Origin of the sequence: Parapedobacter soli, from assembly GCF_025460835.1 — a bacterium.
Taxonomy (GTDB): Bacteria; Bacteroidota; Bacteroidia; order Sphingobacteriales; family Sphingobacteriaceae; genus Parapedobacter; species Parapedobacter soli.
Genome location: NZ_JAMXAY010000010.1, coordinates 1 through 12,188 on the forward strand (window position 1 = coordinate 1; position 12,188 = coordinate 12,188).

At 48.5% G+C, this 12,188-nt stretch carries 14 protein-coding genes and 1 tRNA gene; 11 read left to right on the forward strand and 4 right to left on the reverse strand.

Annotation, left to right across the window (positions count from 1 at the left end):
• From NGM62_RS06215 to NGM62_RS06230, 4 genes are all read left to right on the forward strand, one after another.
• The coding region (locus NGM62_RS06215; RefSeq protein ID WP_262246636.1) for a hypothetical protein at window positions 1–225 on the forward strand (225 nt) is incomplete at its 5' end.
• Between the two features lie 211 nt (window positions 226–436).
• Window positions 437–1,513, forward strand: coding sequence for a YbjQ family protein (locus NGM62_RS06220; protein ID WP_262246637.1), 1,077 nt, complete (start codon window positions 437–439; stop codon window positions 1,511–1,513).
• Window positions 1,514–1,872: 359 nt separating this feature from the next.
• On the forward strand, window positions 1,873–2,217 hold the full coding sequence (locus tag NGM62_RS06225) for a type II toxin-antitoxin system RelE/ParE family toxin (RefSeq protein WP_262246638.1): 345 nt from the start codon (window positions 1,873–1,875) through the stop codon (window positions 2,215–2,217).
• On the forward strand, window positions 2,214–2,507 hold the full coding sequence (locus tag NGM62_RS06230) for a helix-turn-helix domain-containing protein (protein ID WP_262246639.1): 294 nt from the start codon (window positions 2,214–2,216) through the stop codon (window positions 2,505–2,507). The genes NGM62_RS06225 and NGM62_RS06230 overlap by 4 nt, the downstream gene beginning before the upstream one ends.
• Window positions 2,508–2,709: 202 nt before the next feature.
• On the opposite strand, the gene NGM62_RS06235 is transcribed toward NGM62_RS06230, so the two are convergent.
• Window positions 2,710–2,782 (reverse strand) — tRNA-Lys (locus NGM62_RS06235).
• A 250-nt stretch (window positions 2,783–3,032) separates the two neighbouring features.
• Window positions 3,033–3,905 carry a peptide chain release factor N(5)-glutamine methyltransferase gene (gene prmC / locus NGM62_RS06240; protein WP_262246640.1) on the reverse strand — a complete coding sequence of 291 codons (873 nt, stop codon included), beginning with the start codon at window positions 3,903–3,905 and terminating at the stop codon, window positions 3,033–3,035.
• 84 nt (window positions 3,906–3,989) lie between these two features.
• Between prmC and ribD the strand changes: the two genes are divergently transcribed.
• Genes ribD through NGM62_RS06265 form a run of 5 tightly spaced genes read left to right on the forward strand, consistent with a single transcriptional unit; the run spans window position 3,990 to window position 8,256 of the window.
• The gene (ribD, locus tag NGM62_RS06245) at window positions 3,990–5,057 is read left to right on the forward strand and encodes a bifunctional diaminohydroxyphosphoribosylaminopyrimidine deaminase/5-amino-6-(5-phosphoribosylamino)uracil reductase RibD (RefSeq protein ID WP_262246641.1); all 1,068 of its coding nucleotides are present in this window, start codon (window positions 3,990–3,992) and stop codon (window positions 5,055–5,057) included.
• Window positions 5,057–5,935, forward strand: coding sequence for an ABC transporter permease (locus NGM62_RS06250; RefSeq protein ID WP_262246642.1), 879 nt, complete (start codon window positions 5,057–5,059; stop codon window positions 5,933–5,935). Before ribD ends, NGM62_RS06250 begins: the two co-directional genes overlap by 1 nt.
• 12 nt (window positions 5,936–5,947) lie before the next feature.
• Window positions 5,948–6,703, forward strand: a complete 756-nt coding sequence (locus NGM62_RS06255; RefSeq protein WP_262246643.1) for an ABC transporter ATP-binding protein — start codon at window positions 5,948–5,950, stop codon at window positions 6,701–6,703.
• A 42-nt stretch (window positions 6,704–6,745) separates the two neighbouring features.
• On the forward strand, window positions 6,746–8,035 hold the full coding sequence (locus NGM62_RS06260) for a DUF2851 family protein (RefSeq protein WP_262246644.1): 1,290 nt from the start codon (window positions 6,746–6,748) through the stop codon (window positions 8,033–8,035).
• On the forward strand, window positions 8,035–8,256 hold the full coding sequence (locus NGM62_RS06265) for a PspC domain-containing protein (protein WP_262246727.1): 222 nt from the start codon (window positions 8,035–8,037) through the stop codon (window positions 8,254–8,256). Before NGM62_RS06260 ends, NGM62_RS06265 begins: the two co-directional genes overlap by 1 nt.
• A gap of 4 nt (window positions 8,257–8,260) precedes the next feature.
• On the opposite strand, the gene NGM62_RS06270 is transcribed toward NGM62_RS06265, so the two are convergent.
• Window positions 8,261–8,911, reverse strand: a complete 651-nt coding sequence (locus NGM62_RS06270; RefSeq protein WP_262246645.1) for an ankyrin repeat domain-containing protein — start codon at window positions 8,909–8,911, stop codon at window positions 8,261–8,263.
• A 298-nt stretch (window positions 8,912–9,209) separates the two neighbouring features.
• Complete coding sequence (locus NGM62_RS06275) at window positions 9,210–10,487, reverse strand: sugar MFS transporter (protein WP_262246646.1); 1,278 nt, start codon at window positions 10,485–10,487, stop codon at window positions 9,210–9,212.
• Window positions 10,488–10,652: 165 nt separating this feature from the next.
• Here NGM62_RS06275 and glk point away from each other — a divergent pair, with 165 nt between their 5' ends.
• Together glk and NGM62_RS06285 are read left to right on the forward strand one after the other, a co-directional pair.
• Complete coding sequence (gene glk / locus NGM62_RS06280; RefSeq protein WP_262246647.1) at window positions 10,653–11,690, forward strand: glucokinase; 1,038 nt, start codon at window positions 10,653–10,655, stop codon at window positions 11,688–11,690.
• 2 nt (window positions 11,691–11,692) lie between these two features.
• Window positions 11,693–12,181: a thermonuclease family protein gene (locus tag NGM62_RS06285; protein ID WP_262246648.1), complete on the forward strand. Its 489-nt coding sequence runs from the start codon at window positions 11,693–11,695 to the stop codon at window positions 12,179–12,181.
• Window positions 12,182–12,188: the final 7 nt, after the last annotated feature.

A 12,188-nucleotide genomic window follows, 5' to 3' on the forward strand; every position in this document is an offset into this window, starting at 1 on the left:
AGCGGATCAATTAATCAGGAAAGATGTACTTGGTCGGATGGATACATTAAACCCATACATGACGGTTATCGGTCAGGTTATCGGTACAGCGTCATCGAGTTGATGTCGGCGGCGCTGCAATCGAATCGCAAGACATACATGTCGGTAGCGGAAAGGAGGGAGAAGCCGGAGCATGTGGCTAAACAGCCCGAGATGGCCACCATACGACGGGTAGGAAAGAAATAACCTTCAACGATAGCCCCAATAGCCCTGCAAATTGAACGCGGGGCTATTTGGTTTGAGACTAGCCAAAAACGAAAGATACGCGCGCGAGGGAGACCCACGATAATTCAGGTCAAATAGGTATTCTCTGTGTCTATTGACATGATAGACGTGGATTATTTTGAAAACGGATGATATTTAGTTACGTTTGCTCACTAGATCTAAAAAAACAATTATGAACCAATTTACCACAACCACAACAAACTCAATTGAAGGGTGGGACATAAAAGAGTATCTACAGCCCGTGTCATCCAATGTTGTAGTCGGCGCAAATATCTTTAGTGATTTTGCAGCGTCGATAACAGACTTTTTCGGCGGCCGTTCCGATGGCTATGAGAGGCGACTAAATGAAATCTATGACCAGGCACTTAAAGCCCTCATCAATAAGGCTAGATCAATAGGCGCAAATGCCATTGTGGGCGTAAAAATTGATTTCGGCGAGGTAAGCGGCAAGGGAAATCAAATGTTTATGGTTTCTGTTGTAGGCACTCCAGTTAAGGCTGTCAAAAGGGGAGACAAGGCAGGCGGCGGCGAATCGTCGAGCTATGAGGTTTATGATGGCGAACTCGTAGAGCGAAAAGTCAGGGCAAAAAACATCATTGAACGCTTCGATAGTGATAAACCTGCTATTTCGAAGATACCCGAAAATACCGTGAATTTTATTGTCGAGAGCAGACTACCCGAATTATGTAATTTGGTTATGGGTCTGCTTTCTGTGTGGTCGATGGAACCCGCATCTTCTTCGAAGCAGCTGGCGCTACCTAAATATTTTGATAATTTAGATACCGATTCGGCTATAAATGGCCTGTATAGCTATTTGGAAAAACATGATATTGATAGCGACGCGCTTAGAAGGTTCTTAAAGATAGCGTCTGATAATAACCTCATCGATTACGAAAAACTTAAGCCATTACTATACAACAACCATTTGAACGGTAGAAAATTTGCTTTGGAATTGCTCAGGAGAGGTAAAGCCTCTTATTCAGCGAAGGAGATTGAGTTGCTGCGTAAATATTCGGATGACTTGGTTGGCCTCTTCCAGCCTTTGGGTACGACCGACCAGGTTAAAGGAATGTTTTCATCCACAGCCAAGGAAGTTTGGGTCTGTGTCTGTGGCACTAAAAACAACCAAAGCGTCAAATATTGCGGTAATTGCTATAAGGATAACTATGGGTTTTATGAGGCTGAGGTCAAGCCCGAAACAGTTGCAAACTTGATTAGAAAAAGGCTGGATGTAATATCGACGTTGTAAAACATTATATTTGGCTGGGGCATATCTTAGCTTTAAGATGTTTATAAAGTGCCCTACGATCTCACTAGGGCCACCCCGGCAACACCAAGTCGGGGTTACTTAATTTGGGTTGAGGTTTAACAATATTTAACGTTACGACCGATATTGCGGCACACCCTTTGAATGTCTATGGTCGTAGAATTGTCTTTTCATAATTTAGGTTTATAATTGGTTAGTTAGAAAGCCCTGCGTCTCCCCGGCGCGGGGTTTTCATTGTCGGTCGACACAGGAATTTTCAGTCCCTTGCTTAAAACAGCACAAGGATAACTAGCACTCTAGATTAATTTGCATAGAAGTAACTTATAAGTTACCTTTGCATAGTGAAAGTCAGAGAAGTCATAGCATTCAGAAACTACTTTGAGGATTTCCTCAATGGCCAGCCACAAAAGGTGCAGGACAAGATTTTCAAGATTATTGAGGCCATTGAGACACTGGAGCGCGTGCCTTCGAATTACCTGAAGGCCATGACCGGAACGGATGGGCTATACGAGGCAAGGATACAGCTTGGCTCAAACATCTGGCGGGTATTCTGTTTCTTTGACGGTGACCGGTTGGTCATATTGCTGAACGGTTTCCAGAAGAAAACACAGAAAACCCCGAAGAAGGAAATCGATAGGGCATTGAGATTGATGGCTGAATATTACGAACAGAAAAGGAGCAAATGATGGAAACTAAAAGCTGGAAAGACATCAAGGATAGTGTTTACGGTGCCCAGGGTACCGAAAGGAGGGATGCGCTGGAAAGGGATTTCGAAGGTTTCAAGGTTGGCTTGTTGCTTAGGAAGGCGAGGGAAGATAAACACCTCACCCAGGCGGAACTTGCTGAGTTGGTGAACCGGAAAAGGGAATATATTTCGAGGATCGAGAACAACGGGAGCAACCTAACATTAAAAACCCTATACGACATCGTAGAGAAAGGGCTCGGTGGTAAGGTGAAGATTTCGATAGAGGTGTAATCCTACGTCCTGTCAATAAAACGTCGAAACCCCATCAAATAAATGACGGGGTTTCTTTTTCGGTTAAAAATTACAGCCTCACGGCCATGATCCAAAGTTACGGATTATTGGCGGAAACAGGGCATACCTCAACAAACCGACAACAAAACCGACAACAGAAAATGAAAAAAGCCGTTCTGTTTGATTAGAACGGCTTTTGTTGTGATCCCGCTGGGATTCGAACCCAGGACCCATACATTAAAAGTGTATTGCTCTACCAGCTGAGCTACGGAATCGCTTCTTATTCTATTCAGAACGAACTTCCCTGCTTTTGGAAAGTGGTGCAAAGATAGAATTATAGGGTGTACTGTCCAAATGAAATTTGAGATAATTTCGGCTTCCATGATAAAAGCTTTAGTCTCAACCATTAATATTAATACAGCCCGCATGCTTAGTGCTGCTGCAGGAAAGCGATGCCAGGGTGGTGAAGGCTGCTGTCAAGGTGACGATGACGTACTTCATAAGCGCAAATAAATTATCGGTTAATTATTTCATGGCGTGCACCATTCGGTCGGCACCTTGCATATCTTGATGGAGTGTAACTTGCTTTAGGCCTTTTTTCTCAAACAATTCAATTACCGAATCGCCGTAACTCCGGTTGATTTCTACGTATACCCCCCCGCCGGGCTCCAAGTGGTGCGATGCGAAAGCAGCAATGTAGTCATAAAACAGTAGCGGGGCACCACCCTGCACGAAAAGTGCCAGATGTGGCTCATGTTCCAACACGTTACGGTGCATGGCCTCCCGCTCGGCCAACGTGATATATGGTGGGTTGCTTACCACGATATCAAACCGCTGCTCGTCTTGGAAAACCAACTCCCATTCCAGAATATCGGCATGGAGGAAGTCAATATGTACGAGTTGCTCTTTCGCATTTTGCCGAGCGACAGATAGTGCATCTTCAGATACATCAAGTGCGCATACATGAGCCTGTGGTAACGCTCGTTTCAGTGCAATGGCGATACAGCCGCTCCCGGTTCCTATGTCGATGATGCGCAAGGGCCGAGATGTAAGTTTGTAGTGATTTACAATCAATTGGACGAGTTCTTCGGTCTCGGGCCTCGGTATCAATACGGCATCACTGACGGTCAGCTTCATTCCCATAAACCACGCATAACCTAAGATGTGCTGGATAGGCTTCCCTTTCGACAGGTCTGCCAGAGCGGCCAACAACCAATTTGTATCATCCTTGCTCAAAAGGGTTTGCCGGTTCAATAGGTGTGTCGACTTAGACCACCCTAGGCGATCTTCAAGCAGCATGTGATACAGCTGTTTGATTTCATTCAAGTGGTACAGGTGCAACAGAGCATCCACAAATCGTTTTTCTATTGCCGTTACGGATTGCATGAATACAAACATACGCTATCTATACGGGTTGAGCAAGGGCCAACGAGGTTTAGGGAAGAAGACTGTAAAAAGAACATTTTTAATTAAGTTTGCGTCATGCATGAACATGAGCTTTACATGCGGCGTTGCCTGGAGCTAGCCCAATTGGGCATTGGGTCAGTAAGCCCCAACCCGATGGTAGGGGCACTACTGGTACATGACGGGAAAATTATTGCTGAGAATTACCACCAGCGGTTTGGCGGTCCACATGCTGAGGCCCTGGTAATCGAAGAGGCCCTCGGCAAGTATGGCGACCGTGCGCCGGCGCTATTCCGCGACTCAACGATGTATGTAAGCTTGGAGCCCTGTGCCCATTATGGGAAAACCCCACCATGCGCCTCGCTATTGGCGCAGCACCAGATTGGCCACGTGGTTGTGGCTTGCCGCGACCCGTTCGACAAGGTGAATGGCCGCGGTATAGCCTTGATGGAGGAAGCCGGCATCCGCATAACAGAGGGGGTATTGGCCGACGAATCTCGCTGGTTGAACCGGCGGTTTTCCACGAGGGTGAGCCGGCAGCGGCCATATGTTATCCTTAAGTGGGCACAAACAGCTGACGGCTACATGGCTCCGGTCGACGGGACCCAACGGTGGATAACCGGTGCGGCAGCCAAGCAATTGGTACACCGGTGGCGCAGCGAAGAGGATGCGGTACTGGTGGGAACCCGTACCGCGTTGGCAGATAATCCGCAGCTCACCGTGCGGGAGTGGCAGGGCAGGAACCCGAAACGGGTTCTTATCGATAAAGACCTTGCCGTAGGTGCAGCAGCGCAGCTGTTTGGCCAGCAGGCCGAAACGATTGTCTTCAATGCAACAAAGGCAGACTGGGACAGGAATATCAAATACATCGCGCTCGAGAATTTTGACTGGTACCTACCCCAGAATATATTGTTCCAACTTTACCTGATGGATGTCCAATCGGTCATTATAGAAGGGGGACGCAAAACGCTCGACCTTTTTTTCGATGCTGGTCTTTGGGATGAAGCCCGTGTTTTTACTTCGCAGACGGCTTGGGGTGCGGGTGTATTGGCCCCGGTTTGCCGGGCTGCTGTAGCTAGCAGCCAGCAAGTGGGTCATGATCAGCTAAATATATATTATCACAACACACAACGTAGCACCGATTAATGGATTTTTACCTTGCAGCAGTCATCCAGGCTTTATGTTTCGGCCCGTTAGTCATCGGCCTTTTTTTGTCCATGAAGATTTTCAATATCCCGGATATTACCACGGATGGGAGCTACACATTGGGTGCCGTGATTACGGCGGTGGGGCTATCTAATGGATACCCACCGTTGCTAACGCTCCTTTTGGCGATGGTTGGCGGCGCATTGGCCGGATGCTGCACGGCACTGATACATACGTGGCTCCGCATACATGCGCTATTGGCCGGTATTTTAGTGATGACCGCGCTTTACTCGGTAAATCTAGTGCTCATGGGCCGTTCCAATATGCCGCTGCTTGATTATCCTGATGTGTTTAACGGGCTGGGGCTATTTGATAATACAGACGATAATACCTTGTCGGTTCTGCTGCTGTTTGTAATTGCGTTGCTTTTGGGCATGGGCTATTTGCTCCGGAGCGATTTTGGCATCGCGCTTCGTGCTACGGGTGACAGTGAGCCTATGATCCGTGCCCAAGGGGTGAATACCACACGGATGAAGGTCTACGGACTTGCCCTTTCGAATGCCTTGGTTGCCTGGAGCGGAGGGCTAATGGCACAATTTCAAGGGTTTGCAGATATCAATATGGGTATCGGTATTGTAATCAGTGGCTTGGGGGCAGTAATCATCGGCGATACGCTGATTAATTTCCTCAAACTACGTGCTATGTTGCCCATGCTGGTTTGTGTTATTGCGGGGGTCATCTTATTCCAATCGATGTTGGCGCTGGCACTAAGTGCCGGGATCAACCCTAATCTGCTAAAACTTGCCACGGCATTGCTGGTATTGACCATTGTAGCCTTACCTCGCGTAGGGGGTGTATTGCAGCTGGCCAAACGTTAATTGAGATCGATAATGCTTCAGCTCCAACATATCACCAAGGTATTCAATGCTGGCAAGGCGTCGCAGGTCGCGGCCGTCCAGGACCTCACACTCCGGCTGGAGCCAAAGAGCTTTACCGTACTGGTGGGAGCGAACGGTTCGGGGAAAAGTACGCTGCTCAACCTTATTGCCGGCAGTATATACCCGGATAGGGGCAGCGTGTTATTGCAGGGTCGGGAAATCCAGCGGATGCCCGATTACCGCCGCAGTCGGTGGATAGGGCGTGTTTTCCAGAACCCCTTGATGGGAACATCCGCTTCGTTGAGCATTTTAGACAACTTCCGAATGGCCGCCCTCCGTAGGTCTACTAAATGGATAAAACTGGGCACCGGCAGTGCTTTCCGCAGTCAGGTTGCGCAAAAGGTAGCCACGCTGGGCATGGGCTTGGAAAATAAGCTCACGCAGCCCATGGGTACGTTGAGCGGCGGACAGCGGCAGGCGCTCACACTGCTGATGACCGTGATGGCCGATTTAGATGTGCTATTGCTCGACGAACCATCGGCCGCACTCGACCCCCGTTCCGCACGCGAAGTGATGGAAATAGCGAACCGGCTGATTGCTGAAGACCACCTCACGGCATTACTTGTTACCCATAATATCAGCGAAGCCATCCGGTATGGCAACCGGCTTATACAAATGGAAAATGGAAAAGTGATCCGCGATTACGATGAACCGGCCAAACGTAAGCTCGATCACACTGCAGTTGTGTCATGGTTTGATTATTACTGACGGAATCCATATCTTTGGTCTGCATTACCTGCGACCAATTGTATGGCTTTATCTGAAGATATATTGCATTTTGTATGGAAGTACCGTTTGTTTACCATACAGGATTTGCGCACGCATTCAGGTAAGCGGATTCGGGTTACCCAAACGGGTACGCATAACCGCAATGCGGGCCCTGATTTCCTGGCTGCCCGAGTGTTCATTGACGACGTGGAGTGGGGCGGCAATGTGGAGATCCACGTCCGGGCCTCGGAATGGGAACGCCACGGACACCATCAGGATGGTGCTTACAACAGCGTCGTGTTGCACGTGGTTTATGAGTACGACAAGCCTGTCTACCGCGAAGATGGGACACTCCTCGAAACGGTCGTATTGAAGGATCGGATTTCGGCTTCTATTTTACCTAAATACCGGGAGTTGATGAGCGGAATGTGGTGGATACCCTGCGAGAAGCTGATCCATAGTGTCCCGCCGTTCCACCTATCCCAATGGTTATCTCGCTTACTGATAGAACGCTTTGAGCACAAAATCGCAGCTATATACACCATTTTGGAAGAGCAGAGAGGTAGCTGGGAAGACACTTGCTATATCTGGATGGCGAGGAGCTTTGGGTTTAAAGTGAACTCCGAAGCGTTCGAGCAACTGGCCCGAAGCCTGCCCCAGTCGGTCATTGCCAAATACAAACATCGCCCACGAGCGGTGGAGGCATTGTTTTTCGGGCAGGCAGGTATGTTGGATGAAGCAGTTTTCGAAGATGCTTATCCGCAGGAACTGCAACGGGAATATGTCCATTTACGCCGGCTGCATGCACTGCGACCGATGAATGCGGCCACCTGGCGATTCATGCGCACACGCCCGGGCAATTTCCCTACCGTCCGCATCGCACAGTTCGCCGCTCTTTGCCTGCGTTCTACACAACTATTTGCCGCCATCACAGATACCAAGGAAATCCACTTGCTGAAATCATTCTTCAACCACCTTCCAATACATCCCTACTGGCTTGAACGATACCGTTTTGATAGCCCCGGCCCGACCCACAAAAGCCAATTGGGTGAACGCTCGGTAGAGGTACTGCTTATTAATGCCATCGCAGCCATAATATTTGCTTATGGTAAATATATCGGCAAAGAAGCGTATATTTACCGGGCTATTGCATTGCTTGAGGATTTAAAAGCAGAAGATAATGCGGTTGTAAGGCGTTTTTCCGCATTGGGGGTACAGGCGGCGCAGGCTGCCGAGACACAAGCTTTGTTACAAATGAAAGCGTTTTACTGCGATAAGAAAAGATGTTTGGAGTGTGGGATAGGGTTGCAGTTAATCAAACACAGTGAATGATGGTAAAGCGAATTCTCCTGTTCTTCGAACAGCGCTCCTTTGGAGTCTGCACGTACATCGGTGAGCGCTTGGGTATTTCTATTTCCAAGCTCCGATTGTTTTTTATCTATACGTCTTTCCTGGCCGTAGGTTTCCCGATTATCTTTTATTTTTTGGCGGGTATCGTGTTGGACTTCCGGGATTATATCAAGCGCATGCGTCACCAAGTTTGGGACGTTTAGGCCTCTATACTTTCAGTATATTCGCTATTTCCACATGCCCTTTCTCACCTGCTAAGTCAGACGCAGTTTTTCCCATATCGTTTTTGATTTCTACCATCGCTCCGTTCTCCAGCAGTAGGATAATCAGGTCGATGTTGCCCGTTTGGGCCGCTAGATGAAGCGGGCTGGTTCGCGATGCTTGCAGTACGTTGACTTCGGCGCCTGCTTCTATAAGCATCTTCGCGATACTGTCAAAACCCGACCCGACCGCGGCGTGAAGTGGGTATACGCTATAGCCATTCTGCGAGTGCATGTTCGGGTCGGCGCCTTTTTCCAATAGGAAGCGGACAATCTGCTCGTTACCGAAATGCGTCGCCATCCCTAGTGGTGTGAATCCGTGGTCCGAAATTTCGTCCGGCGCGTCCGGTCTGTTTTCCACCATTGCCTGTAATTGCTCTAAGAGGTTGGCTGCTGCTGCTTCGTGAATGGAAACCTCATTGATGTGCTTGAGCAACACTTTCACGATCTGGGGCTTATTATAGTAGCAGGCAAGCAGGAGGGGGGATATGTCATGACTGGTTTTTTGGTTGCACAGCGCTGGATTGCCATTCAGCAAATCGTCGATGGCTATACTGTCACCCGTCTCTATATATTCTTCCAGTAAACTAAGACTCATTTTCTTTTTTTCGGTGGTCAACAACAAAATTACAGAGACGAAATAACTAAAAATTTATCAAACCTGCACCAGTAGCCGATGAAAAAAAACCCGAATAAAGTGGCTGGTGGATACTCCGCCGTGGTGAACCAAGTAGAAATGTAGTATTACGTCTACAAAAACCGTTTTTAGGCAGCTATTTGTTTGGTATCATCAATCTTTAATGTACTTTTGTAATGCCCTCCCAAAGGGCATGTTTTTCATAGGTAGATGTAGGGTCGAATATTCAGTTATTCGGCCCTTTTTTGTTTGCCCCGGTTTAAGCTTTGATTTTGTGCCCTTTAAGGGCATAATATACAATAAACGCAAACAAGGGAATGGGGGCCAGGAAACCAGCAGCCATGCCATGTATGTCGGCCACGTAACCCATTATAGGGGGGAATATTGCACCGCCGCCCACAGACATCACCAAAAAAGAAGCACCTTGTTTAGTGTGGATCCCTAAACTCCTGATGGTCAGTGCGAATATCGTTGGGAACATGATAGACATGAAGAAGAAAACGCCATAGAGCGCGATGAATGAAACCCAACCCAGTTTTAACGATATGATGGGCAGTAATATGCATATAGCCACCGCATAGCAGGCCAGCATACTGGCAGGCTTGAAATACTTCATCAATGCACTGCCTGAGAAACGGCCCGCCATGAATAGGAAGAAGCCTGCCGACAAGAAATATGGACCGTATTCCACATCAAACCGGGGGTGCATATCATGGTCGGTAACAAAGTTAATGAGGTAGCTGAAAACACCGGTCTGGGCCGCCACATAACAGGCCTGTGCGGCGACACCGAGTTTGAAATGTCTGTTTTTCCATAACGGTTTCTTGGAAATGTAGTCCGGATGCGTAGGGTCCGAAATTTCCATATCGCCACCTGGTACGCTGCCTCCGTGGGCATGCATTAAATCTTCCTCATCGATTTTAGGTAGCTTCAACCGCGAGAAACCAAAAGCGATGGCTAATACACACAATCCGATAATTGCAAAAGGTATGACAATCGAAATCATCTTTTCGCCTTCAACATGGCTGCGGTTGCCATAAATAGACAGTGCAATCAATGGTCCAATTACCCACGCAAACCCGTTGAAAGACTGCGCAATATTAATCCGACGTTCGGCAGATTCCGGTGGCCCTAGCTTGGTGGTATACGGGTTGGCTCCGGTTTCCAGTGTCGCTAAGCCGGCACCGATCACCAATAGGCAAAACAAAAAGAGAATGAACGATTGTAGCGGGGCCGTTCCGGCAGCGAGAAGTGCGCCGATCCCAAAAAGGCTCAACCCGAATATAATCCCTTTTTTGTAGCCGTATCGTTTGGTATATAGGCCTGCCGGTATCGCGGTGCAGAAATAGGCGCCATATAAAGAAACCTGTATGAAGCTTGATTGCCACTTTTTCAGATGCAGTAGGTCTTGGAAGTTCTTATCAAGCGTGTCCAGCAGACCATGGGCAATTCCCCAAGTAAGGAACAGCACGCAGATGGCCATAAAAGACCTTGTATAATTCACACCGTCCTTGACGAAAATCGATTTTTTGCTCATAATTCTATATTGGTCGTTCGCTACGTATTAATTCTGCCGTCAAAAAAATAATCGGCCTAAAATAGAGATTATTTTTTAGTTCTTTTGTCCAAAATCGTAGCCTCCCATGAATTAATATGTATATTGGACAGGTGAAAGTCGGCGTACGCTCAAGAAAAAGGAATTATGCATTACTCACTTTACTTTCCGCAAAAGGGAAAGACTGAACTTCAAGGAAAGACAATTCTAGCGGCCGACATCGGCGGCACCAAAACAAGTCTGGGTTTATTTGCGGCGCAGGGCGACACACTGAAGCTCTTGCGTGAGGCCACGGTGCCGTCTGCTGGAAACAGTACCTTTAAGGGGATTGTCGCCAAATTTCTAGAGAGCCATTCCGATACTCCTGATATATTGTCCATCGGTGTTGCCGGCCCTGTTGCTGATAACCGGGTAAAGCTGACCAATCTGACTTGGGAGCTCGATGGCAGTGAATTGCAGCACAACCTAGGTATCGGCCATGTTGTACTCCTCAACGATTTGGAAGCCACCGCATATGGGCTAGCCGGATTGATGGAGGACGATTTAGCCACCGTATTTGACCACGGCGAGCCTGCTAAAGGTAATATGGCTATCCTAGCCCCGGGTACAGGGCTTGGTGAAGCCGGGCTTTTCTGGGATGGTAGTGCTTATCGACCCTTCGCCACCGAAGGTGGTCATAGTGACTTCGCGCCCCAAACGGAGTTGGACCTGGAGTTGTATGCCTACCTCGGGCAGGAAGAGGGTATCGTGTGTTGGGAGCACGTCGTCTCGGGCCCCGGTATTTCGCGGATTTACCGGTTTCTTCGCGACTCGAAGGGATACAAGGAGCCGGCATGGCTCACCGAGAATTTTAAGAATGATAGCGATCCTGCGGCAGTAATCAGCCACGCAGCGATGCGTGAGCTGGATGCCACTTGCATCAAAACCATGGAGCTCTTCGTACGTTATATGGCACGTGAGGCTACCAGCCTGGTACTTAAACATAAGGCTACCGGAGGGTTGTTGCTCGGTGGCGGCATACCTCCCCGGATTTACCCCTTGCTGCACGATGCGCCTTTCCGCGAGCAGTTTATCCGGAATTCACACATGGCGGAACTATTGGAAAATGTGCCCATCAAGGTAATTCTCAATAGTAAGGCAGCACTCATCGGCGCTGCTTATTATGGTGCTTACGGAGAGATATAAGCATGTTTTACCGTATTCTTATTGTATTTTCCCTTCTTGCAAACGCATGTGTCAACACCCATTACCTCTCGGGCGAAGTTGTGCGCGTGGCCGATGGTGATACGTTTACCTTATTGGTAGAAGGGCAGCAATACCGTATCCGGTTGCATGGGGTCGACTGCCCGGAGCGCGGACAACCTTACAACCGTGTGGCAACGCAATTCACGCAGGAGCTGCTCGCTACGGGCGAAGTGAAGGTGCAACAGATGGATACAGACCAGTATGGTAGGGTGGTAGGTATCGTATTGATTGATGATACTATAAACCTGAACGAGCGTTTACTGAAATCCGGATTGGCCTGGCATTACCGGACTTATGACCGGAATCCCCGGTGGGCGGAGCTCGAAACAGCAGCTAGGGAGGCAAAACGCGGCCTTTGGGTAGAACCCGGTGCGATTCCTCCGTGGAAATGGCGTAACCGGGAGCGCGCCGAACGTAATAATCACCGGTAGTAGCCAA

Excerpts from the sequence above, each read along its gene's own strand:
- NGM62_RS06220 (WP_262246637.1), top strand. The coding sequence starts at position 437 with ATGAACCAATTTACCACAACCACAACAAACTCAATTGAAGGGTGGGAC.
- NGM62_RS06230 (WP_262246639.1), top strand. The coding sequence starts at position 2,214 with ATGATGGAAACTAAAAGCTGGAAAGACATCAAGGATAGTGTTTACGGT.
- prmC (WP_262246640.1), bottom strand. The coding sequence starts at position 3,905 with ATGTTTGTATTCATGCAATCCGTAACGGCAATAGAAAAACGATTTGTG.
- ribD (WP_262246641.1), top strand. The coding sequence starts at position 3,990 with ATGCATGAACATGAGCTTTACATGCGGCGTTGCCTGGAGCTAGCCCAA.
- NGM62_RS06250 (WP_262246642.1), top strand. The coding sequence starts at position 5,057 with ATGGATTTTTACCTTGCAGCAGTCATCCAGGCTTTATGTTTCGGCCCG.
- NGM62_RS06255 (WP_262246643.1), top strand. The coding sequence starts at position 5,948 with ATGCTTCAGCTCCAACATATCACCAAGGTATTCAATGCTGGCAAGGCG.
- NGM62_RS06260 (WP_262246644.1), top strand. The coding sequence starts at position 6,746 with ATGGCTTTATCTGAAGATATATTGCATTTTGTATGGAAGTACCGTTTG.
- NGM62_RS06265 (WP_262246727.1), top strand. The coding sequence starts at position 8,035 with ATGGTAAAGCGAATTCTCCTGTTCTTCGAACAGCGCTCCTTTGGAGTC.
- NGM62_RS06270 (WP_262246645.1), bottom strand. The coding sequence starts at position 8,911 with ATGAGTCTTAGTTTACTGGAAGAATATATAGAGACGGGTGACAGTATA.
- NGM62_RS06275 (WP_262246646.1), bottom strand. The coding sequence starts at position 10,487 with ATGAGCAAAAAATCGATTTTCGTCAAGGACGGTGTGAATTATACAAGG.
- glk (WP_262246647.1), top strand. The coding sequence starts at position 10,653 with ATGCATTACTCACTTTACTTTCCGCAAAAGGGAAAGACTGAACTTCAA.
- NGM62_RS06285 (WP_262246648.1), top strand. The coding sequence starts at position 11,693 with ATGTTTTACCGTATTCTTATTGTATTTTCCCTTCTTGCAAACGCATGT.